Source organism: Streptomyces sp. NPDC039736, from assembly GCF_055596485.1.
Genome location: NZ_JBVIUQ010000004.1, coordinates 326,397 through 347,646, shown reverse-complemented (window position 1 = coordinate 347,646; position 21,250 = coordinate 326,397). Strand labels below are relative to the sequence as shown.

The window sequence follows — 21,250 nt, the reverse complement described above, 5'->3', positions numbered from 1 at the left end:
CGCCGCCCTTGTCGTGACGGGACGCGTCAGCCGTTGAGCTCCGCCGCCACCAGCTCCGCGATCTGCACCGCGTTCAGCGCGGCGCCCTTGCGCAGGTTGTCGCCGGAGACGAACAGCGCGAGGCCGTTCTCCACGGTCTCGTCCACCCGGATGCGGCCGACGTAGGAGACGTCCTGCCCGGCCGCCTCCAGCGGCGTCGGGATCTCCGAGAGCGCCACCCCCGGCGCCCCGCCGAGCAGCTCGTAGGCGCGCGCCACGCTGAGCGGACGCTCGAAACGCAGGTTGACCTGGAGCGAGTGGCCGGAGAAGACCGGCACGCGCACACAGGTGCCGGACACCTTCAGCTCCGGGATCTCCAGGATCTTGCGGGACTCGTTGCGGAGCTTCTGCTCCTCGTCCGTCTCGAAGGAGCCGTCGTCCACGATGGAGCCGGCCAGCGGCAGCACGTTGAACGCGATCGGCTTCTTGTAGACGTTCGGCTCGGGCAGCTCGACCTTGTCGCCGCCGTGGGTCAGCTCGGCCGCCTGGTCGACGATCTTCTTCACCTGGCCGTCGAGCTCGGCGACACCGGCCAGACCGGAACCGGAGACGGCCTGGTAGGTGGTGGCGACCAGCGCGGTCAGACCGGCCTCGTCGTGCAGCGGACGCAGCACCGGCATCGCGGCCATCGTCGTGCAGTTCGGGTTGGCGATGATGCCCTTGGGGCGGTCGGCCACCGCGTGCGGGTTGACCTCGGACACCACGAGCGGGACCTCGGGGTCGCGGCGCCAGGCGGAGGAGTTGTCGATGACGACGGCGCCCTGGGCGGCGACCTTCTCGGCCAGCGCCTTGGACGTGGCGCCGCCGGCGGAGAAGATCACGATGTCGAGGCCCGTGTAGTCGGCCTGCGCGGCGTCCTCGACGACGACCGGCTTGCCGTCCCACTCCAGCGTCGTGCCGGCGGAGCGCGCCGAGGCGAACAGCCGCAGCTCCTGCACCGGGAACTTCCGCTCCGCGAGGATCCGCAGCACAACTGCGCCGACCTGACCGGTGGCTCCGACGATTCCGACCCTCACGGTGACTCCTCAGTCCCTTGTGTGTGCAGGCATGGCGACCTGCGGCGATGGCACCCATGATGCGGGAGGTGCCGTCCGGCTTGTCCAATCGGTTGTCCGAGGGGCGGACCGAGGCGCCGCGAAGCGTCCGCTCAGCGGACAGCGGGCACCGGATTTCCCGAACCTCCGGACACAGGGTCCCTGCCCCCTTCATGCTCTGCCCATGACTGTGACAAAGAACAAGTGGACGCCGACCCACGGCGACCCCTACCGGCCGGTCCCGTACACCCCCGCCCGGATGGACGCCGCCGCGTCCCTGGCCCGCGCCGCCGAGCTGCGCGCCCGCATGGACGAGCGCCGCACGGTCCGCCAGTTCTCCACCGACCCGGTCCCCGAGCAGGTCGTCCGGGACGCCATCGCGTGCGGCGCGACCGCCCCGTCCGGCGCCCACCAGCAGCCCTGGACCTTCGTCCTGGTCAAGGACCCCGACGTACGCCGCCGGATACGCGAGGCCGCCGAAGCGGAGGAGCAGCTCTCCTACGACGGCCGGCTCGGCGAGGAGTGGCTCGAAGCGCTCCGCCCGCTGGGCACCGACGAGGTCAAGCCGCACCTCACGGACGCCCCCGCCCTGATCGTGGTCTTCCAGCAGCGCTACTGGCTCGCCGAGGACGGCACCAAGCGCAAGCACTACTACGTCGACGAGTCGGTCGGCATCGCGGTCGGCATGCTCCTGTCCGCCCTCCACCTCTCGGGCCTCGCCGCCCTCGTCCACACCCCGAGCCCCATGCGCTTCCTCTCCGAGGTGCTGCACCGCCCGGTCAACGAGAAGGCCTTCGCGGTGATCCCGGTCGGCTACCCGGCCGACGACTGCCGGGTCCCCGACCTGGTCCGCAAGTCCCTGGACCAGGTCCTCGTCGAGATCTGACCGGCGCCTGCGCCTGTCACCGCATCCGCACCTGCCACCGCACCCGCGCCCGCGCCCGCGCCCGCGCCCGCGCCCGCCCCGGCCCCCGGACGCACGGAAGGGGCGGACCGGAGACTTCCGGCCCGCCCCTCACTCGTACAGGAAGATCAGTCCGTTACTGGACGACCTTGTCGATCTGCACGCTGCCCGTGCCCGCGGCCGTGCCGCGCGCGTTCAGCAGCTGCACCTGGCCGAAGAACTGCCGGCCCTCCGGCGCCGCGCCACCGACGTTCACCGAGGCCGTGACCTGGGCGGACGCACCGTTGGCGAGGGTGACGGTCTTGCTCTCGTCGGTCGTGACGGTGCCGAGCGACGGCGCGAAGAACACGTCCCGGTAGTCGTACGTGGTGCTGCCGGCCGGAACCGAGTAGCCGTCCACGACGATGGTGTACGTGCCGGCGGCGGGCTTGACCAGGCTGACGGCCTCCTCGGAGTCGCCGTCCGCGGCCTTGCCGACCTCCTTGCCGTCCTTCAGGACCACCAGGTCCAGGTCCGCCTTCGCGTCGGAGACCTTGCCGATGGCGACGTCCAGGCGCTCGACGCCCTCGCCGAGGACGACCGTGGTCTCCTGCGTCTCACCCTGCTTGATGGCCGGCGTGGCGACCTTGGCGGAGCCCAGCGGGCCGCCCTTCAGCTTGCCGGTGAGAGCGCCGAAGTCGTTGGTGACCTTCCACTCGACGGGGGCCGGCGTGCCGGCCTTCGCCTCGGGGACGACCTTGACCGCGGGGTCGAAGGTGGCGCCCAGCAGCGTCACGTCCAGCGTGTACGGGTTGTCCAGCAGCGGCGACGTACGGCGCGACTCGACCTCGATCTCCCAGACGCCCGGCGCCGGTTCCGGGTAGGAGCGCACGTCCGGGCGGCAGGTGTTCGCCGGGTTGGTGTAGTTCGGGTAGCAGTTGGTGGTCGCCGTCGGGTCGGACGGGACGCCGTAGGGGTGGATCGAGATGAACCGGGTCTGGCTGCCCGCGGCGAGCCCGCTCAGCGCCACTTCCAGGTTCTTCGCGCCCGCGGGGACGTTGACGAAGTACGAGGTGGGGGCGTTGCGCTGGACCGTGCCGGTCTTCTTCAGCGCGTAACCGGGCTTGGCGAGCTCGTCGGCCGCGACCACGGTCGTCAGGATCTGCTTGTCGATGCCCTCGGTGGCCTTGTCGGAGACCTCCAGGACGGCGCTGTGGATGCCGCCGGTGCGCGGCTGCGCGGACACCTTCACCGTGACCGGCTTGTTCAGCGGCAGCTTCACGACGTCGTCGCCGACGACGCGGAAGGTGCCGTCGTTGTTCTCGAAGTGCAGCTCGTGGCGGACGTCGCCGGCCGGGCCCGAGGTGCGGGTGACGGTGATGTCGTACGTCTTCTTCTGACCGGTCTTCAGGCCGCCCTCGCGGTCGTACAGACCGGTGCCGAAGCCCGGCGTCTTGAGCGCCTGCTCGATCGCGGTGTCGACCGGGGCCTTCACCGTGTACTCGTGCGCGGTGGCGCCCTTCTTCAGGGACTTCCACGCGTCGACGACGTTGATGAGCCCGGCGCCCTGCTCGTGCGCCTGCACGCCCTTGATGTGGTCCGCCTCGCTGACCAGCGCAGTGCGCAGCTTCGCCGGGGTGAGGTCCAGCTTGGCCTGCTTGGCGGCCGACAGCAGCAGCGCGGAGGCGCCCGCCGCCTGCGGGGAGGCCATCGAGGTGCCCTGGAGCATCTGGTAGCCGGCCGGCAGCGGGTAGCCCGCCTCGGCGACCGGCCCGCCGGGCAGCCAGGTCTGCGTGGTGTTGATCGCCGCGCCGGGCGCGGTGATCGTCGGCGCGAAGCCGCCGTCCTCGCGCGGGCCGCGGGAGGAGAACGGCATCATCGCGTACTTGGTCTTCACGACCGAGCCGTAGTTGGCCGCCCAGGTCTCCTTGGAGATGGACGCGCCGACCGAGATCACCTTGTCGGCGAGGGCCGGGTCGCCGATGGTGTTGGTGCCCGGGCCGCTGTTGCCGGCCGAGATGACCAACTGCACGCCGTAGGTGTCGATCAGCCGGGTGTAGAGCTCGGCGCGGGCGTTGTTGCCGTCGTTGAGCGCCGGCAGACCGCCGATCGACATGTTGACGATGTCGACGCCGCGGTTCTGGACGAGGTCGGCCATGCCCTCGGTCAGGGCGATGTTGGTGCAGCCGCCGTCCCAGGTGCAGGCCCGCGAGGACACCAGCTTGGCGCCGGGCGCCGCGCCGTTCATCTTGCCGCCGAAGAGCTTGTTGGCGGCGGTGATGCCCGCGACGTGGGTGCCGTGCTCGCTCTCGATGAGACCGATGTTGACGAAGTCGGCCTTCGCGCCGGCGCCGTTGTAGACGACGTCCTTGCGGTACTCGACCACGAACGGGATCTGCTCGACGACGTCCGTCGCCGGGTTGTCCTTGCCGAAGTACCCGATCTGGAACTTGTCCTTGTACGGGCTCATCGCGGTCTCGTCGGCGAAGTCGCCGTCGTTGTCCAGGTCCACCCGGACCGTCCCGGCGGCCGGGTCGTACAGCACGCCCCAGACGTCGGTGGTGTCGCCGTCGCGGTTCAGGTCGCCCTTGGCGTCGCCGCCCGTGGTGGCGTTCTCGCGGAAGACGTTGAACTTGTACGTGCCCTCGGGCGCGCTCCAGGTCCGGCCGCCGGCGGTGAAGGTCGGGCCCTTGACCTCGGTGAGCATCGGACGCCAGGTCAGGTCGCCGTCGGCCACCGGGTCCGTCGACGTCACCCAGTCGACGATCTTGCGCTCGCCGGTGGTGGTCTTCTGGAGCGCCGGGTGCCCGAGGTCGACACCGGAGTCCATGATGCCGATGGTGACGCCGCGGCCGTCCGCCTTCGGGTTCTTCTTCACGAAGTCCACGGCGCCCGTCTCGAAGGACGGGTTGTACGGGTTCTCGGCGGGGGTGTTCCGGTCCGGCGCCGGGTACGTGCCCTTGCCGGCCTCGGCGGCGCCCCGGGCGCGGTCGGCGGACGGCGTCGGGTCGTCGAGCTTGATCTCCTGCTTGAGGTCGATCGCGTGGACGCTGGAGAGCTTCGCGGCCGCCTTCAGCGCGGCCTCGGCCTTCGCGGTGGGCAGCGTGGCCCGCACGTAACCGAGCTTGTCGTCCCGCTTGCCGACGATCGCGCCCTGCACGCCGTCGAACTGGGCCGTGACCTGCTCGGTCGCGCCCGGCGCGGTGGCCACCATCACGGTGACGTCCTTCGCGCCCGAGTTCTGCGCCTCGGTGAGCAGCGCCTCGTCGACGCTGCCGAGCTTGGCCTCGGCGGCCTTGGGGGCCGGAGGAGTGGGGTCCGGGGCGTCCGCGGCGAAGGCGGGCAGCGGCGCGGTCGCACACAGCGCTGCGACCAGCGAGGCCGCGAAGGCTATTCGCGCGGTACGTCTGACACCGCCCGCGCGGGGCGCGGAGGGCTGGGGGGTGGCGGTCATGTGCATCCCTGAATGTGAAGGATCTGGAAGAAGTCCGGACAGAAAGAGTCCGGATTTCGGTGCCCAATGACCGGTCAGCATGTCGTAAGTGACAGTTGTTTGGGGAGAGTTGACTGAGTCGTCATCGCCTCTGGCGTGAACCCGCCACTGGCACGATCCCGCCCCGCGGGAACCGGGTGCCCTCTGCACGCACCCTGGCCGCCCGTCCCCCGCGGCCGCTCCCCGGCCCCCGGGGCCCGCCGCACCCGATTGCCCCCGTTCCGGGTGCGCGGCGCCCGGTACCGCCTAGCCTCTCCAGATGAACGCAGAGTTGAGAGTGGCCGCCTACGCCGTGTGCGTACGGGACGAGAAGGTGCTGCTGGCCCGCTGGGTGGCCCGCGACGGCGCGAAACGCTGGACGCTGCCCGGCGGCGGCCTCGAACACGGCGAGGACCCCCTGGAGGCGGTCGTCCGCGAGGTCGACGAGGAGACCGGCTACGCCGTCGAGCCGGTGCAGCTCCTCGGACTGGACTCCATCCGCCGCCGCTACCCCCGCCGCCTCGGGTCCTTCGCGGACTTCCAGGGCCTGCGCGTCGTGTACGAGGCGAGGATCACCGGCGGCGAGCTCCGCCACGAGACCGGCGGCTCCACCGACCTCGCCGCCTGGCACCCCCTCGAAGCCGTCACCGCCCTCGACCGGGTCGAGCTCGTCGACACCGGTCTCGAACTGTGGCGCACCCGCCCGGCCACCGGCCGGGTGAAGTCGCCCTCCTGACCCGGGCCCGCCGCACGGCGGGCCGGGCCGCCGCCGCCCGCCGGCTCAGCGGGGGAGCACGACCACGTAGGCGGCCGGGTCGCGGTCCACGGACGCCATGAGCGCCGTGCGCACCACGGCCGCCTGCTGGTCCGCCGCGTCCCGCAGCTTCTTCGGCGTGAGGTGCACGACGGTGATGCCCAGGCGCTCCAGGTGCTCGCGCTTGCGCGCGTACTCCGTCCAGAGCGCGTCCTCGTCCTGGCGCGGCGCCCGGGTGTCCAGCTCCACGGCCACCGACTGGTCCGGCCAGAACGCGTCCACGCCGCCCAGGTGCGGGCCGCCCGGCAGCCGCAGGTCCACGTTCCACACCGGGTCCGGCAGCCCGAAGTCGCGCACCATCGCGTACAGGCGGTCCTCGGCGATCGAGCGGCCCTCCGCCAGCAGGGCGTCCACCGCGTCGCTCACGTGCGGCCGGGTCAGCAGCCGGGCCAGGGTCAACTCGCGCACGATCGAAGCCGGTTCGCAGTGGCCTTCGCGCACCGCCTCCGTCAGGACGCACCGCACCGCGTTCGCGTCGCTCAGTTGCGCCACCGCGTCGGCGACCGCCCGCGCCACCGGGGCCACCGGCAGGCCCGTGACCAGCTGGGCGCCGGGCAGCGCGTGCGCCCGTACGACCCGGACGAAACCGACCGACCGCAGCCGCCGGGTGCGGGGCACCAGCACGTCGATGTGCTCCAGGCCCAGCAGCGGCGGCGCGGAGGCGAACCGGTGCAGGGCCAGGGCCGCGAGACCGGTGATCACCGCGCCCTCCTGGGACCGCCCGGTGTACAGCAGCGCCGCGTGCAGCCGCTCCTCGCTGGTCGCCGCCCCCCGGTGCAGCAGGAACACCCCCGGCAGCACCTGCTGCCACGGTCCGCCCGCCCGGCACTGCGCCGCCGCCTTCGCCGCGGAGACGCCGTGCTCGCGCAGTTGGGCGGAGGTCAGGACCCGGCGCTGGACCTCGGAGAGGTGACGGAGCGGCAGGGCGCGGACGGCGGCCTCCGCCGACACCGCGGGGGACGCGGTCCGGGGCCCGGGGGTCGTGCGCGAGGCGGGCACGGACTGCGCCGGGGGCGTGGACCGGCCCGGGGGCGTGGACTGCGCCTGGGGGTGCGTGTCGTTGTTCATGCCGACGACTTTCCCGCCCCCGGCCCCGCTTCTAACCGCTGTTACAGTCCCGTCGACATTCCGGGACAACCCCGCCCTAAAGTACGGCTGTTCGACTGCCGAGCAGTACCCCGGGCGGAGCGTCCGAAACGTACGCGGACGTCCGAAAGGTGCGCGGGGCGCACCGAGAACGCACGCGGGTACGCCGAGAAAGCACGCGGGGGCGCGCCGGGAACGCACGCCCCCGCAGGCCGGTCAGACCGCGTCGCACTCCTGTGCCCGCTGCGCCCGCGCCAGGTCGTCCCGCGCCTCCAGCACCAGTCGCCGCAGCGCCGGGGCCGCCTCCTCGTGCGCGGACAGCCACGCGTCGGTGGCGGCCAGCGTGGCGGCCGGGTCCTGGAGCGAGGGGTACAGGTCACGGACGATCAGAACGCCGATCTGGATGGAGCGTTCGGCCCACACCCGCTCGATCGCCGCGAAGTACTTCTCCGCGTACGGCGCGAGCAGCTCGCGCCGGCTGCCGCGCACGAAACCGGCGTTGGTGGCCTCCACCAGCGCGTTGGACAGCGCGTCGGACTCCACCACCGCCGCCCACGCCTGCGCCTTGACCGCCGCCGAGGGACGTGAGGCGAGGCAGCGCACCTGGTGCCGCTTGCCGGACGCCGTGTCGTCCCGGGCGAGTTCGGCGCCGATCGCCTGCTCGTCGGCACGGCCGTACGCCGCCAGCGGCGACAGGAAGGCCCAGCGCAGCTCCTGGTCGACGTCCAGGCCGTCGATCCGCGCCGAACCCGCGAGCAGCCCCTCCAGGAGCTGGAAGTCGGCGTCCGACGACGCCACGGAGGCGAAGAAGCGCGCCCAGGCGAGCTGGTGCTGGCTGCCCGGCTCGGCGCCGCGCAGCTCGCGCAGCGCCCCCTCGGCGAGCTGCCGCGCCCGCTGCTCGCGCGTCGCGGGCGCCACGTAGTGGACGAGCGCCGTCTGCGTCCAGGCGTGCAGCATCTGCAGCACCCCGATGTCGGACTCCCGGCCCGCGAACCGCAGCACCAGGTCGAGGAAGTCCCGGGCGGGCATCAGGGCGTCCCGGGTGAGGTTCCACAGCGCCGACCAGCACAGGGCGCGCGCCAGCGGGTCGGTGAGGTCGCCGAGGTGGGCGCGCAGGGTCTCCAGGGAGCCCTGGTCGAAGCGGATCTTGCAGTACGTCAGGTCGTCGTCGTTGACCAGGACCAGCGCGGGCCTCTCGGCCCCGGTGAACTCCGTGACGACCGTGCGCGCACCGGCCACGTCCGTCTCCGTACGGGCGTAGCGCACCAGTTCGCCGCCCTCCAGCCGGTACAGGCCCACCGCGACCCGGTGCGGGCGCAGCTCCGGGTGCGACGCGGCGGCCTCCTGCACGACGGCCAGCTCCGTGACGCGCCCCGCGGCGTCGTACGTCACCACCGGGGTGAGCGCGTTGACCCCGGCCGTCTGGAGCCAGGCGCGCGACCACTCGCCGAGGTCGCGGCCGCTGGTCTCCTCCAGCACGGAGAGCAGGTCGCCGAGCCAGGTGTTGCCGTACGCGTGCGCCTTGAAGTAGCGGCGCGCGCCCTCCAGGAACGCGTCCCGGCCGACGTACGCCACCAACTGCTTCAGCACGGAGGCGCCCTTGGCGTACGTGATGCCGTCGAAGTTCAGCTTCGCGTCCTCCAGGTCACGGATGTCGGCCGTGATCGGGTGCGTGGACGGCAGTTGGTCGGCGCGGTACGCCCACGCCTTGCGGCGGTTGGTGAAGGTGATCCAGCCGTCGGTGAAGCGGGTGGCCTCCACCATCGAGAAGGAGCCCATGAAGTCCGCGAACGACTCCTTCAGCCACAGGTCGTCCCACCACTGCATGGTGACCAGGTCGCCGAACCACATGTGCGCCATCTCGTGCAGGATGACGTTCGCGCGGCCCTCGTACGCCGAGTCCGTGGTCCTCCCGCGGAAGATGAGCTCCTCGCGGAAGGTCACCAGGCCCGGGTTCTCCATCGCGCCCAGGTTGTACTCCGGGACGAAGGCCTGGTCGTACTTCCCGAAGGGGTACGGGAAGTCGAAGTTGTCGTGGAAGAAGTCGAGTCCCTGCTTGGTGACCAGGAAGACGTCGTCCGCGTCGAAGTGCTTCGCGAGCCCCTTGCGGCACATCGCGCCGAGCGGGATCTCCAGCGTCGTGCCGTCGGCCAGGGCGCGCGTGTAGGTGTCGGTGACGCAGTGGTACGGACCGGCCACCACGGCGGTGATGTACGTCGAGATCGGCTTGGTCCCGGCGAACGTCCAGACGCCGTCCACGAGGTCGCCCGCGCCGTTGCTCCACACCGTCCAGCCCTCCGGGGCCCGCACCGAGAAGCGGTAGGGGGCCTTCAGGTCGGGCTGCTCGAAGTTGGCGTACACCCGGCGGGCGTCGGCCGGCTCGTACTGCGTGTAGAGGTAGACCTCGCCGTCCTCCGGGTCGACGAAGCGGTGCATGCCCTCGCCGGTGCGGCTGTAGGCGCAGTCGGCGTCGACCACCAGGACGTTCTCGGCCGCCAGGCCGTCCAGGGCCACCCGGGCGCCGTCGAAGACCTTCGCGGGGTCCAGCCGCGTGCCGTTGAGCGTCACCGCGTTCACCGAAGGGGCGACGAGGTCCGCGAACGTGGAGGCGCCGGGCGTGGCGGCCCGGAAGCGGATCGTCGTCACCGAACGGAATGTGCGCGGCCCTTCCCCCTCGTGGTCGCCGACCGCCGACCGCAGGTCGAGCGCGACCTCGTAACCGTCGACGGACAGCAGCTCTGCCCGCTTCCGGGCTTCGTCGCGGGACAGGTTCTCACCGGGCACGGGCACTCCTTCGTGACACGTCGGACATGGTTCGACGGCTTCTCGAAACAGGTCCGATCCTCCCATGTGCTCCTTACCCGGCGTGCACGGGAATGCGGGCAGTGCCCGCGTGGTTGTGTGGCGCACAGCGCGCGACTCTTGAAACATTCACGAGGAGAGACATGTCCGAGAACGCGAAGACGAACGAGAAGACCACGGCCGACTTCTGGTTCGATCCGCTGTGCCCGTGGGCCTGGATGACCTCGCGCTGGATGCTGGAGGTCGAGAAGGTGCGCCCCGTGCGGGTCCAGTGGCACGTGATGAGCCTGGCCGTGCTCAACGAGGGCCGCGACGACCTGCCGGAGCGGTACCGCGAGGCCATGAAGACGGGCTGGGGCCCGGTGCGCGTCGTCATCGCCGCGCAGCAGCAGCACGGCGAGGAGATCACCGGGGCGCTCTACACCGCGCTCGGCACCCGCATCCACAACGAGGGGCGCGGCATCACCGACGAGGTCGTCGCGGAGGCCCTCGCGGAGGTCGGCCTCCCCGCCGAACTGCTCTCGTACGCCACCTCGGACGCGTACGACAAGGAATTGCGCGCCTCGCACCAGTCGGGCATCTCGCTGGTCGGCGAGGACGTCGGCACGCCCGTCATCGCGGTGCCCGGGGCGGACGGCGAGAAGGTCGCCTTCTTCGGCCCGGTCGTCACGCCCGCCCCGAAGGGCGAGGACGCGGCCCGCCTCTGGGACGGCACCCTGCTGGTCGCCGGGACCCCCGGTTTCTACGAGCTGAAGCGCACCCGCACCCAGGACCCGGTCTTCGACTGACCGCCGCCCCGGCCGTCCCGCGCTCCGGCGGCCACCGCCGCGCGCGGGCGCCTCGCGCCGACACCGGTGCCCGGCGGGGCGTGGGTGCCCCGTGTGCGCCGCCCAGCAGGCGCCACGCGCCCTCCCCGCTTAGCGTCTCTCCATGGAGACAGGCGCGATACACGGCGACAGCCACATAGGCGGCACGGGTACGGCCCACCCCGGGGCCGCCGTCATGGCCGGCGGCCCCGCAGCCGCCCCGTACCTGCCGAACGACAACGCCCCCCATGCCACCCTGCCCGTCCGCCCGACCGACCGGGCGGTGCGGGCAGGGTGCCTCGTCCTCGCCCGCCTCTGGCGGCTGACCGGCCTGCGGAACGCCTCCGGCGCCCTGCGCCACTACCTCGGCGGCACCGGTGAGACGTACCGCATCGACGCCAGCACCCTCGTCGCGCTCCCGCCGATCCGGGCCGCCGTGAACACCCGCCTCATGGAGGCCGAGGCGGGGCGGTGGTCGCACCGCGACACCTGGCACGGCGTCACCGTCACCCCCGCCACCAGCCTGGACTGGTGGCTCGCCGTCCGCGGCGTGCAGTTCCGCGTCGAGCGCCCGAACCCGGACTTCTACCGGGTGGAGTTCCACAAGACCTGGAACTTCGACCGGGGCGAGTCCGCGTTCGGCATCCCCTTCACCCTCTTCGCCCGCCTCCACGAGACGGGCCTGGCCCGGGAGTTCGTCGCCGTCGGCCGCACCGGGTACCTCCCCAGGTGACGCCCGTACCGGCACAGAAGAGCCCCCGCGAGTCATGTCCTCGCGGGGGCTCTTCGTCATTCCACCCGCCCGGTGAAAGTTGAGAAGACGATCACGAGCAGGGTGCTGAGGGGTCCCGCCGCGGGGCTGCGGCACACGGCGGGGCGTCGCGCACCGCGGTCGCGGGGCGCGCCGGACTTCACGGCGTGATGAGCGGCGTCCGGTTCTTCGCGTCGGCGTAGCGCTTCGCGACGTCCTGCCAGTTGACGACGGCCCACATGGCGTCGATGAAGTCGACCTTCTGGTTCTTGTACTGCAGGTAGAAGGCGTGCTCCCAGGCGTCGAAGACCAGGACCGGCACGGAACCCTGGCCGACGTTGCCCTGGTGGTCGTAGACCTGCTCGACGATGAGGCGGCCCGAGACCGGCTCGTACGCCAGGACGCCCCAGCCGGAGCCCTGCGTCGTGGCGGCGGCCTTCGTCAGCTGCGTCTTGAACTTGGCGAAGGAGCCGAAGGACTCGGTGATGGCGTCCGCCAGGTCGCCGACGCCGTCCGCGGCCGTCGGCTCGCCGCCGCCGCTGTCCTTGGGGGAGGCCATGTTGTGCCAGTAGATGCTGTGCAGGATGTGGCCGGACAGGTGGAACGCGAGGCTCTTCTCCAGCCCGTTGATCGCACCCCAGGCGTCCTTGTCGCGGGCCTCTTCGAGCTGCTCCAGGGTGTCGTTGGCACCCTTCACGTACGCCGCGTGGTGCTTGTCGTGGTGCAGCTCGATGATCTGCGGGTTGATCACGGGCTCAAGGGCCGCGTAGTCGTACGGAAGTTCAGGAAGCGTGTAGATGGCCATGTCGTCCGACCCCTCCGATTGCTTATTGCAAGTCTTATGCATCTGCACGCTACCAGCACTTATGTGGGGGAGCAGCTTAGGTCTGCCTCAGTAAAAAGCCCTAGGTCCGCAAGCCGGGGGCTTGCGGACCTAGGGCCGACGAGGGGTGCGCGCGGGTCTAGTCGCGGGCCTTGGCCAGCTTCTGGCGGACGACGCCCACCACGATCAGGAAGAGCGTCAGGCCGCCCGTCCCGGCGAGCTGGAGACGGGTGTCGGGCTGGCGCAGCATCAGGAAGAAGATGACCGCCATCCCCGCCAGCGCCACCCAGGTGAGCACCGGGAACAGCCACATCCGGACGACCAGCTTCTCGGGCGTCTCCCGCTCGGTGCGGCGGCGCAGGATCAGCTGGGAGACCGCGATGAAGATCCAGACCACCAGGATCAGCGCGCCGATCATGTTCAGCAGCCACGGGAAGACCTTGTCCGGGCTGATCCAGCTCAGCGCCACGCACACGAAGCCGAACACCGAGGAGCACAGCACCGCGACCCGCGGCACGCCGCTGGACAGCCTGCCCAGGAAGGCCGGGCCCTGTCCGCGTCGGACCAGCGAGTACGCCATGCGGGACGAGCCGTAGATGTTGGCGTTCATCGCCGACAGCAGCGCCGCCAGCACGATCACGTTCATGATCTGGCCGGCCGCCGGGATGCCCAGGTGGTCGAGGGTGGCGACGTAGGGGCCGATCGCGGCGACCTTCGGGTCGTCCCACGGCACCAGGGTGACCACGACGGCCATCGAGCCGATGTAGAAGACCGCGATGCGCCACATCGCGGTGCGCACCGCCTTGGCGACGCCCTGCACCGGGTGCTCGGACTCGGCGGCGGCGATCGTCACCGTCTCCAGGCCGCCGTACGCGAAGACCGAGGCGAGCAGGCCGATGATCAGGCCCTCGCTGCCGTGGGGGAAGAAACCGCCCTCGCCGGTGAGGTTGGTGAGGCCCGGGGCGCCGGTGTCGCTGCCCGGCAGCACGCCGAAGATGGCCAGCAGGCCGATCACCAGGAACAGCGAGATCGCGCCGACCTTGAGCGCGGCGAACCAGAACTCGAACTCCCCGAAGTTCTTCACCGCCGCCAGGTTCGTGGCCAGGAAGATCACCATGAACAGCGCCACCCAGGCCCACTGTGGGGAGCCCGGGAACCAGCCCTGCATGATCTTCGCCGCGCCGATGCCCTCCAGGCCGACCGCCACGCACAGCAGGAACCAGAACGCCCAGCCCGCCGTGAAGCCCGCCCACGGCCCGATCGCCCGCTCGGCGTGCGCGGAGAACGAGCCCGAACTCGGGTTCGCCGCCGACATCTCGCCCAGCATCCGCATCACCAGCATGACGAGCAGGCCGGATATCGCGTACGCGATCACGATGGAGGGACCCGCGGCGGCGATGCCCGCGCCCGAGCCCACGAAGAGCCCGGCGCCGATCACCCCGCCGAGGGCGATCATGGAGAGGTGGCGCTGCTTGAGGCCATGCCCGAGCGAGGCGTCGGCGTCGGCCGGTGCGGCGGGCGTCCGTGAAGGCGGCGGGGGCGCGGAGGTCCGGGACATGAGCGTGCCCTGTTCACTAGCTGAGACGGGGGAGCGAGCCAAGAGTGGCCCTCAGTCTCGGTACGGCACCGCTCAGAGGGAACCGTCGACCGCTATACGGACACGACGCTCACACACTGTGAAGGTTCAGGCACGCCTCGCGCGCAATTCCCGCACGAGTGACACCAGCAGCACCACCGCTGTCGCGCCCGCCGACCACAGCAACTGCGGCCGGGCCGAGGCGTCCAGCAGCATCAGCACCAGGACGACGGCCATCGCGGCCAGCGCCGCCCACGTCAGATAGGGGAACGCCCACATCCGCAGCGTGAGCCGCTCCGGCATCTCGCGCTCGATGCGCGGACGCAGCTTGAGCTGCGACACCGCGATCAGCCCCCACACGAACAGAAGCACCGCGCCGACCGCGTTGAGCATGTACAGGAACACCGTGTCCGGCCACAGCAGGTTGAGCACCACCGACCCGAACCCGAAGGCCACCGACGCCAGCACCGCCCGCCGCGGCACCCCGCCCGGGGAGACCCGCAGCAGGCCCCGGGGCGCCTCGCCGCGCTCGGCCAGCGAGAAGACCATGCGCGAGGAGCCGTACAGATTGGCGTTCAGCGCCGAGAGCAGCGCCACGAACACCACGATGTTCATGATCGTCCCGGCCGCCGGAATCCCGATCCGGTCGAGCACGGCGACATAGGGACTCAGCCCCGGCGTCATCGAGTCCCACGGCAGCAGCGTCACGACGACCAGCATCGAGCCGACGTAGAAGAACAGGATGCGGAACACCGCGCTGCGCACCGCCCGCCCGACCGCGCGGGCCGGATCGTCGGTCTCCGCGGCGGCGATCGTCACGACCTCCAGGCCCCCGAAGGCGAAGACGACCGCGAGGACGCCCGAGATCACCCCCGACGCCCCGTTCGGGAAGAAGCCGCCGTCCCCGGTCAGGTGCGCCGTGCCGACCGGATCGGTGTCGGGCAGCACGCCGAAGACCGCGAGGGCGCCGAGCGCCAGGAACAGCACGATCGCCCCCACCTTGAGCGCGGCGAACCAGAACTCGAACTCCCCGAAGTTCTTCACCGCCGCCAGGTTGGCGGCCGTGAAGACCACCATGAACACCAGCACCCAGGCCCACTGCGGCACCCCGGGCGCCCAGCCGTTGGCGATCTTCGCCGCACCCGTGGCCTCCACCGCCAGCACCACGACCAGCAGGAACCAGTACAGCCAGCCCACGCTGAACCCGGCCCACCGCCCCAGCGCCCGCTCCGCGTGCACCGAGAACGAGCCCGAGGCCGGCATCGCCGCCGACAGCTCCCCGAGCATCCGCATCACGAGCATCGCGATGGCGCCCGCGATCAGGTACGACAGCACGATGCCGGGACCGGCCACCGCGATGCCCGCGCCCGAGCCCACGAACAGCCCGGCGCCGATCACCCCGCCGAGGCCGAGCATCGTCAGATGGCGCTGCTTGAGCCCTCCGGACAGGGGCTCCTGCGAGCCCTTCGGGTTCTGCGGCTCTTGCGGCTGCTGTACGGCCTGGTCGTGCATGGCGCTCGTGCTCTCGAAGGACCGTGGAGCGGAACTCGACGGCCGTGGGGGCGGAAAGGGGGACGGGACCGCGGGACGGCCACCCGATTTGGCGGGACCCCACAGTGTCCCCTCACCCGGCCCCGCCGCGCAAAAGGGATCTATCTGCTTTCGCCGCCAGTGACGCGCGTCACGCCGCCCCGGGTCGGCTCCTGGCCCTTTGTACGAAGTCCACCAAGCCCCTGTTCGCGGCTTTGTCGGCGCTCTAGGGTGATCGGGCGACGGCCCCCGGGTTAACGTCGCCATGTCCCTGACTGCCCCCCTCTTCACCGCGGAGTCCCGATGAGCACTGCTGCCGTAACCGCCCGCCCCGGCGCGGTCCTTGCCGACCTGCTTCCCGCCACGCGCGTACGCGACCTCGCGCTCGTCGTCGGCGGCGCGGCGCTCACCGGCATCGCCGCCCAGATAGCCGTCCCGGTGCCGGGCTCCCCGGTCCCGGTCACCGGCCAGACCTTCGCCGCGCTCCTGGTCGGCACCGCCTTCGGCGCACGCCGGGGCTTCCTCTCGCTGGCGCTGTACGCGCTGGTGGGCATGGCCGGGGCGCCGGTCTTCCAGGCGGGCACCTCGGGCCCGGGCGGCGCGTCCTTCGGTTACGTCGTCGGGATGCTGCTCGCGGCCACCGCGGTCGGCGCACTGGCCCGGCGCGGCGGCGACCGCTCGGTGCTGCGCACGGCGGGCACCATGGCCGTCGGCTCGGCGGTCATCTACGCCGTCGGCGTCCCGTACCTGATGGCCGCCACCGGCATGGACCTCTCCGCCGCCCTCGCCGCGGGCGTCGTCCCCTTCCTCATCGGTGACGCCCTGAAGGCGGCCCTGGCGATGGGCGCGCTGCCCACCGCGTGGAAGCTCGTGGGCCGCAAGGGCTGAAGTCCGTCGCCCGTACGTCGAAGGGGGCTCCCGGCATCGGCCGGGAGCCCCCTTCTTCCATGGGCGCCCACAAGCTCCCCGTCGCGGCGGCGGACGGTGTCCGAGTGCGCGCCGCCCGCCCGCGCCGGGGCGCTCCGGGACTACGGGCGGGCCACCGGCTTCTCCGCACCGCTCCCAGCGGCCGGCGGCAGGGTGCCGTTGCGCTTCTGCACGACCTCGCGGACCAGCGCGAAACCGACCACCAGCGCGGCGACCAGCAGCGACAGCAGCACCTGGGTGCGGCCCGCGTCGTCGGTGAGCATGTAGACGAGCACGAAGGAGATCATCGCGATCGTCGCCCACGTCAGATACGGGAACAGCCACATCTTCACGACGAGCTTGGACGGGTCCTCGCGCAGGATCATGCCGCGCATCCGCAGTTGCGTGAAACAGATGACCAGCCACACGAAGAGCGCGACCGCGCCGGAGGAGTTCAGCAGGAACTGGAAGACCGTGTCCGGCCACTTGTAGTTGAAGAAGACGGCGACGAAACCGAAGACGACCGACGACAGGATCGCGACCTGCGGCACACCGCTCTTGTTGACGCGCGTGAACGCCTTCGGCGCGTCCTTGCGCCGGCCCAGCGAGTAGGCCATGCGGGAGGCGGTGTAGAGACCGGAGTTCAGGCAGGACAGCACGGCCGTCAGGACGATCACGTTCATGATCTGACCGGCGTGCGGGATGCCGATGGAGTTCAGCGCGGCGACGTACGAGCCGCCCTCGGCGACGATCGACTTGTCGTTCCACGGCAGCAGCGTCAGCACGACGAAGATCGAGCCGAGGTAGAAGATGCCGATGCGCCAGATGACGCTGTTGGTCGCCTTGGTGACGGCGCGCTGCGGGTCCTGGGACTCGCCGGCGGCCAGCGTGACGATCTCGGAGCCCATGAAGGAGAACACGACCATCAGGACACCGGTCAGGATCGCTCCGTACCCCTTGGGGAAGAAGCCTCCGGTGTCGGTGAGGTGCGCGAATCCGGCGCCGGGGTTGTCCGAGCCCGGCAGGACGCCGAAGACGGCCAGCAGGCCGATCACCACGAACGCGCCGATCGCGACGACCTTGATGCCCGCGAACCAGAACTCGAACTCGCCGTACGACGACACCGAAGCGAGGTTGGTGGCCGTCAGCACCAGCATGACGATCAGGGCCCAGCCCCACTGCGGCACCGCCGGTATCCAGCCCTCCAGGATCTTCGCACCGGCCGTCGCCTCGACGGCGAGCACCACGACCCAGAAGAACCAGTAGAGCCAGCCGATCGAGAACCCGGCCCACCGGCCGAGCGCCTGGTCGGCGTAGGCGGAGAACGACCCGGACGAGGGCCGCGCGGCGGCCATCTCGCCGAGCATCCGCATCACGAACACCACCATCACGCCCACCAGGGCGTACGACAGCAGGATCGCCGGGCCCGCCGCGGCGATGCCCGCGCCGGAGCCCACGAAGAGCCCGGCGCCGATGACGCCACCGATCGCGATCATGGACAGATGACGGTTCTTGAGACCGGCCTGGAGGCCGCCGCTGTCACCGGTGGCGGAGGCGGCAGCGGGCACACCGGGGTCGCCGGGCCCTCTGTCCTGCTTCTCCGTCGGGGTCGGGTGCGCACTCATGCACAAACCTCATTCGTTCTTCGGGCACGTCGTCGGGCCGCAGGGTCATGACACTCGGGGCAGACGGTCGGTCTGCCGAGCCCCCGCATTCAAGCCGAGCCGGAAGCGATCCGGAAGACCTGATTCCGGATCGTTGTGTCGGGCAGAAGTCCCGGACGTACGTCCCGAGCCGCGAGGGACCAAGGTCCTTACCCCGATGCGCCCTACCCCGCGCGGCGCATGCCACACTCGACCCATGCGCGTGTACCTCGGTTCCGACCATGCCGGATACGAACTCAAGAACCACCTCGTGGAGTGGCTCACGGCCCACGGCCACGAGCCCGTCGACTGTGGTCCCCACATCTACGACGCCCAGGACGACTACCCGCCGTTCTGCCTCCGCGCCGCCGAGCGGACGGCCGCGGACCCGGACTCCCTCGGCATCGTGATCGGCGGCTCCGGCAACGGGGAGCAGATCGCCGCCAACAAGGTCAAGGGCGTACGGGCCGCCCTTGCCTGGAGCGAGCAGACGGCGGCGCTGGGCCGCGAGCACAACAACGCGAACGTCATCTCCATCGGCGGCCGCATGCACACCGAGGCCGAGGCGACGAAGTTCGTGGAGATCTTCCTCTCCACCCCGTACTCGAACGAGGCCCGCCACAGCCGCCGCATCGACATGCTCTCGACGTACGAGACCACGGGCGTCCTCCCCCCCATCCCCCCGCACCACCCCCACCAGGACTGACCCCCTCACCGAAGCCCCTCGCCCCCTTGGGCCTCCCCCCGTCCCCTTGGGGGGCGGGGCCGCCCCCGGGGGGCGGAACGGGCGGGCAAGGGGGCGGCCCCGCCCGCTCCGGGCCCACCCCGGAACGCCCCCGCCCAGCCCCGCTTGCCGGCCGCCCGCCCCCGCCGAGGCCCCGGCCCGCCCCGCGCCGGCCGTACGCCCCGCGAGGGCCCGCCCACCCCCGCACCCCCTCCGGAGGAGCCCCGTGCCCGAGGGCCACACCATCCACCGCCTCGCGCACGAGTACGCCACCCGCTTCACCCCCCATCCCCGCCTCCGCGCCACCAGCCCCCAGGGCGCCTTCGCCGCCTCCGCCGCCCTCCTCGACGGCCACCGCCTCACCGCCACCGAGGCCCACGGCAAACACCTCTTCCTCGGCTTCGGCCCCCTCGGCTGGGTCCACATCCACCTGGGCCTCTTCGGCAAGGTCGCCTTCGAGGGCGCCCAGGGCCCCGGCGCCAAGCCGGACACCGTACGCCTGCACCTCGCCACCCCCGCCGGCGACGCCCGCGCCGACCTCCGCGGCCCGACCGTCTGCGCCCTCGTCACCGACGCCGAGAAGCAGGCGGTGCACGCCCGGCTCGGCCCCGACCCCCTGCGCGAGGACGCCGACCCCGACCGGGCCCGCGCCCGCGTCCGCGCGTCCCGCACCACGATCGCCGCGCTCCTGATGGACCAGAAGGTCGTTGCCGGCGTCGGCAACGTCTACCGCGCCGAAGTCCTCTTCCGGCACGGCATCGACCCGTACACCCCGGGCAGGGAGATCACCGACGCCCAGTGGGACGCGATCTGGCAGGACCTCGTCGACCTCATGCGGGAGGGCGTGCGCCTCAACCGCATCGACACCGTCCGCCCCGAGCACACCCCCGAGGCGATGGGCCGCCCGCCCCGCAAGGACGACCACGGCGGCGAGGTGTACGTCTACCGGCGCGCCGCGCTGCCCTGCCACCTGTGCGGCGACGAGATCAGCACCGCCGGCCTCGCCGCCCGCAACCTCTTCTGGTGCCCCACCTGCCAGAAGGCCTGACCGCGCACCGCGGCCGGCGCCCCGCTAGAACCCGTGCGGCAGCCACGGCGCCACGTCCGACCCGAACGCCGCCGCGGCCTGCGCCACCGCTCCCTCGCGCAGCTCCCGCACCCGTCCCGCCGCCGCCAGCGCCGCCAGCGAGAACCCGCCCAGATAGGCCGCGCCCAACTCCCGTACCGACAGCGCGACGTCCGCCGGGTCCGTGGTCCGCTCGCACACCGCGCCCTTCGCGTCCCCGGTCAGCCGCCACCGCCCCTCGTTCCACGGGCAGAACGCGTCCTCGACCTCGAAGACCACGTCCACGGCCGTGCGGTAGGTCCGGGCCTCCAGCGCCGCCCCCACGTCCACCAGACGCACGTGCAGCGCGTCCCGCAGCACCAGCGCGCTGCGCCGGGTGTCGGAGACCAGGTGCAGCCAGGTGTCGTCGCAGGGCCGGTTCACGGAGACCAGCTTCGAGGTGAGGTCCAGGTCGAACAGGAACCGCCACAGCGCGGCCGCCGCCTGCGGCGCGCGCGGTCCGACCGCCTCCAGGTCCTCCAGGACCACCACCCCGTCCGCCCCCGCCGCGCTCCACTGCGGCTTCACGCGGAACCGGGCGAAACCCAGCACCGTGCCGTCGGGGTCCTCGGCCAGGACGCACTGGAGCGCCGTCGCCCCCTCCCGGTCCTTCTCCGGGTCCAGCACCTGCAGCCGGTCCCAGCCGGGCTGCCGCGCCATCATCCCGGGCCGGCCGGGTACCGCGGCGGCGTAGATCTCCTCGCACGTCCGGTGGACGTCCGCGTCGGTCACCTGCGCATAACGCAGCCGTACGTCGTCGGTGCCGTCCGGCACCGAGAGCCGCACCCGCGCGGTGTCGATCTCGGCCCGCATCTCGCAGGTGGCCACGCCGTACCCGAACCGGCCGTAGATCACCGGCTCCGACGCCACCAGCACCGCGACGGCCTCGCCGCGCGCCCGCACGTCGTCCAACTGCCGGCGCATCATCGTCGTCAGCACCCCGCGGCGGCGGTGCGTGGCGGCCACGCTCACCATGGTCACCGCGGCGACCGGCAGCGACGCCCCGCCGGGCACCGTCATACGGAAGCTGAAGGCGCCCGCGGTGCCGACGCAGCCCGCGCCGTCCCAGACGCCGATCGTGCGGTCGAACTCGGTCAGGTCGCGGAAGAGCTCCCGCTCCTCCTGGGACTCCGTGACCCCGAAGGCCCTCTCCAGCGACGCGTAGAAGGTGTCCCACTCGGCAGGCGTGAGCACGCGCAGTTCCGTCGTCATGTGCCCATGCCTACCAGCGGCCGCCCCCGCCGAGCCACCCATTT

Annotated in this window: 16 protein-coding genes; 7 read left to right on the top strand and 9 right to left on the bottom strand. The window is 71.8% G+C overall.

Going from position 1 to position 21,250, the window contains the following annotated elements; translation table 11 throughout:
* Positions 1-26: 26 nt before the first annotated feature.
* Complete coding sequence (locus ACZ56L_RS14845) at positions 27-1,055, bottom strand: aspartate-semialdehyde dehydrogenase (protein ID WP_468686161.1); 1,029 nt, start codon at positions 1,053-1,055, stop codon at positions 27-29.
* Positions 1,056-1,257: 202 nt separating this feature from the next.
* On the opposite strand from ACZ56L_RS14845, the gene ACZ56L_RS14840 reads away from it, so the two are divergent.
* Complete coding sequence (locus ACZ56L_RS14840) at positions 1,258-1,959, top strand: nitroreductase family protein (RefSeq protein ID WP_345222935.1); 702 nt, start codon at positions 1,258-1,260, stop codon at positions 1,957-1,959.
* A gap of 154 nt (positions 1,960-2,113) precedes the next feature.
* Here the strand turns inward: ACZ56L_RS14840 and ACZ56L_RS14835 are convergent, their stop codons facing one another.
* Positions 2,114-5,410, bottom strand: coding sequence for a S8 family serine peptidase (locus ACZ56L_RS14835; protein WP_471064244.1), 3,297 nt, complete (start codon positions 5,408-5,410; stop codon positions 2,114-2,116).
* Positions 5,411-5,708: 298 nt separating this feature from the next.
* Here ACZ56L_RS14835 and ACZ56L_RS14830 point away from each other — a divergent pair, with 298 nt between their 5' ends.
* A complete protein-coding gene (locus tag ACZ56L_RS14830) occupies positions 5,709-6,164 on the top strand; it encodes an NUDIX hydrolase (RefSeq protein WP_345222939.1) in 456 nt (151 codons plus the stop codon).
* Between the two features lie 45 nt (positions 6,165-6,209).
* On the opposite strand, the gene ACZ56L_RS14825 is transcribed toward ACZ56L_RS14830, so the two are convergent.
* Both ACZ56L_RS14825 and pepN read right to left on the bottom strand, forming a co-directional pair.
* The gene (locus tag ACZ56L_RS14825; protein WP_401761321.1) at positions 6,210-7,379 is read right to left on the bottom strand and encodes a hypothetical protein; all 1,170 of its coding nucleotides are present in this window, start codon (positions 7,377-7,379) and stop codon (positions 6,210-6,212) included.
* Between the two features lie 165 nt (positions 7,380-7,544).
* A complete protein-coding gene (gene pepN / locus ACZ56L_RS14820; RefSeq protein ID WP_471064242.1) occupies positions 7,545-10,112 on the bottom strand; it encodes an aminopeptidase N in 2,568 nt (855 codons plus the stop codon).
* Positions 10,113-10,273: 161 nt separating this feature from the next.
* On the opposite strand from pepN, the gene ACZ56L_RS14815 reads away from it, so the two are divergent.
* Both ACZ56L_RS14815 and ACZ56L_RS14810 read left to right on the top strand, forming a co-directional pair.
* A complete protein-coding gene (locus ACZ56L_RS14815) occupies positions 10,274-10,918 on the top strand; it encodes a mycothiol-dependent nitroreductase Rv2466c family protein (RefSeq protein ID WP_345222947.1) in 645 nt (214 codons plus the stop codon).
* A 142-nt stretch (positions 10,919-11,060) separates the two neighbouring features.
* The gene (locus tag ACZ56L_RS14810) at positions 11,061-11,669 is read left to right on the top strand and encodes a hypothetical protein (protein WP_471064239.1); all 609 of its coding nucleotides are present in this window, start codon (positions 11,061-11,063) and stop codon (positions 11,667-11,669) included.
* A gap of 178 nt (positions 11,670-11,847) precedes the next feature.
* On the opposite strand, the gene ACZ56L_RS14805 is transcribed toward ACZ56L_RS14810, so the two are convergent.
* The 3 genes from ACZ56L_RS14805 to ACZ56L_RS14795 form a co-directional block, all read right to left on the bottom strand.
* Positions 11,848-12,492, bottom strand: coding sequence for a superoxide dismutase (locus ACZ56L_RS14805; protein WP_345222950.1), 645 nt, complete (start codon positions 12,490-12,492; stop codon positions 11,848-11,850).
* Between the two features lie 157 nt (positions 12,493-12,649).
* The gene (locus tag ACZ56L_RS14800) at positions 12,650-14,068 is read right to left on the bottom strand and encodes an amino acid permease (protein WP_345222952.1); all 1,419 of its coding nucleotides are present in this window, start codon (positions 14,066-14,068) and stop codon (positions 12,650-12,652) included.
* 126 nt (positions 14,069-14,194) lie between these two features.
* The gene (locus tag ACZ56L_RS14795) at positions 14,195-15,598 is read right to left on the bottom strand and encodes an amino acid permease (RefSeq protein ID WP_471064237.1); all 1,404 of its coding nucleotides are present in this window, start codon (positions 15,596-15,598) and stop codon (positions 14,195-14,197) included.
* 321 nt (positions 15,599-15,919) lie between these two features.
* Between ACZ56L_RS14795 and ACZ56L_RS14790 the strand changes: the two genes are divergently transcribed.
* Positions 15,920-16,504 carry a biotin transporter BioY gene (locus ACZ56L_RS14790; RefSeq protein ID WP_471064235.1) on the top strand — a complete coding sequence of 195 codons (585 nt, stop codon included), beginning with the start codon at positions 15,920-15,922 and terminating at the stop codon, positions 16,502-16,504.
* A gap of 140 nt (positions 16,505-16,644) precedes the next feature.
* On the opposite strand, the gene ACZ56L_RS14785 is transcribed toward ACZ56L_RS14790, so the two are convergent.
* On the bottom strand, positions 16,645-18,147 hold the full coding sequence (locus ACZ56L_RS14785; RefSeq protein WP_471064233.1) for an amino acid permease: 1,503 nt from the start codon (positions 18,145-18,147) through the stop codon (positions 16,645-16,647).
* A 235-nt stretch (positions 18,148-18,382) separates the two neighbouring features.
* Between ACZ56L_RS14785 and ACZ56L_RS14780 the strand changes: the two genes are divergently transcribed.
* Positions 18,383-18,871 (top strand): ribose-5-phosphate isomerase, encoded by a 489-nt coding sequence (locus ACZ56L_RS14780; protein WP_471064231.1) that lies wholly within the window; start codon positions 18,383-18,385, stop codon positions 18,869-18,871.
* Positions 18,872-19,115: 244 nt separating this feature from the next.
* Positions 19,116-19,937 (top strand): Fpg/Nei family DNA glycosylase, encoded by an 822-nt coding sequence (locus ACZ56L_RS14775; protein ID WP_468686156.1) that lies wholly within the window; start codon positions 19,116-19,118, stop codon positions 19,935-19,937.
* Between the two features lie 24 nt (positions 19,938-19,961).
* Here ACZ56L_RS14775 and ACZ56L_RS14770 read toward each other — a convergent pair whose 3' ends face one another.
* Positions 19,962-21,206 (bottom strand): GNAT family N-acetyltransferase, encoded by a 1,245-nt coding sequence (locus tag ACZ56L_RS14770; protein ID WP_345222963.1) that lies wholly within the window; start codon positions 21,204-21,206, stop codon positions 19,962-19,964.
* Positions 21,207-21,250: the final 44 nt, after the last annotated feature.

What these genes read in the sequence shown, in the direction of transcription:
- ACZ56L_RS14840 (WP_345222935.1), top strand. Translation starts at nt 1,258, where the DNA reads ATGACTGTGACAAAGAACAAGTGGACGCCGACCCACGGCGACCCCTAC.
- ACZ56L_RS14835 (WP_471064244.1), bottom strand. Translation starts at nt 5,410, where the DNA reads ATGACCGCCACCCCCCAGCCCTCCGCGCCCCGCGCGGGCGGTGTCAGA.
- ACZ56L_RS14830 (WP_345222939.1), top strand. Translation starts at nt 5,709, where the DNA reads ATGAACGCAGAGTTGAGAGTGGCCGCCTACGCCGTGTGCGTACGGGAC.
- ACZ56L_RS14815 (WP_345222947.1), top strand. Translation starts at nt 10,274, where the DNA reads ATGTCCGAGAACGCGAAGACGAACGAGAAGACCACGGCCGACTTCTGG.
- ACZ56L_RS14810 (WP_471064239.1), top strand. Translation starts at nt 11,061, where the DNA reads ATGGAGACAGGCGCGATACACGGCGACAGCCACATAGGCGGCACGGGT.
- ACZ56L_RS14805 (WP_345222950.1), bottom strand. Translation starts at nt 12,492, where the DNA reads ATGGCCATCTACACGCTTCCTGAACTTCCGTACGACTACGCGGCCCTT.
- ACZ56L_RS14800 (WP_345222952.1), bottom strand. Translation starts at nt 14,068, where the DNA reads ATGTCCCGGACCTCCGCGCCCCCGCCGCCTTCACGGACGCCCGCCGCA.
- ACZ56L_RS14795 (WP_471064237.1), bottom strand. Translation starts at nt 15,598, where the DNA reads ATGCACGACCAGGCCGTACAGCAGCCGCAAGAGCCGCAGAACCCGAAG.
- ACZ56L_RS14790 (WP_471064235.1), top strand. Translation starts at nt 15,920, where the DNA reads ATGAGCACTGCTGCCGTAACCGCCCGCCCCGGCGCGGTCCTTGCCGAC.
- ACZ56L_RS14785 (WP_471064233.1), bottom strand. Translation starts at nt 18,147, where the DNA reads ATGAGTGCGCACCCGACCCCGACGGAGAAGCAGGACAGAGGGCCCGGC.
- ACZ56L_RS14780 (WP_471064231.1), top strand. Translation starts at nt 18,383, where the DNA reads ATGCGCGTGTACCTCGGTTCCGACCATGCCGGATACGAACTCAAGAAC.
- ACZ56L_RS14770 (WP_345222963.1), bottom strand. Translation starts at nt 21,206, where the DNA reads ATGACGACGGAACTGCGCGTGCTCACGCCTGCCGAGTGGGACACCTTC.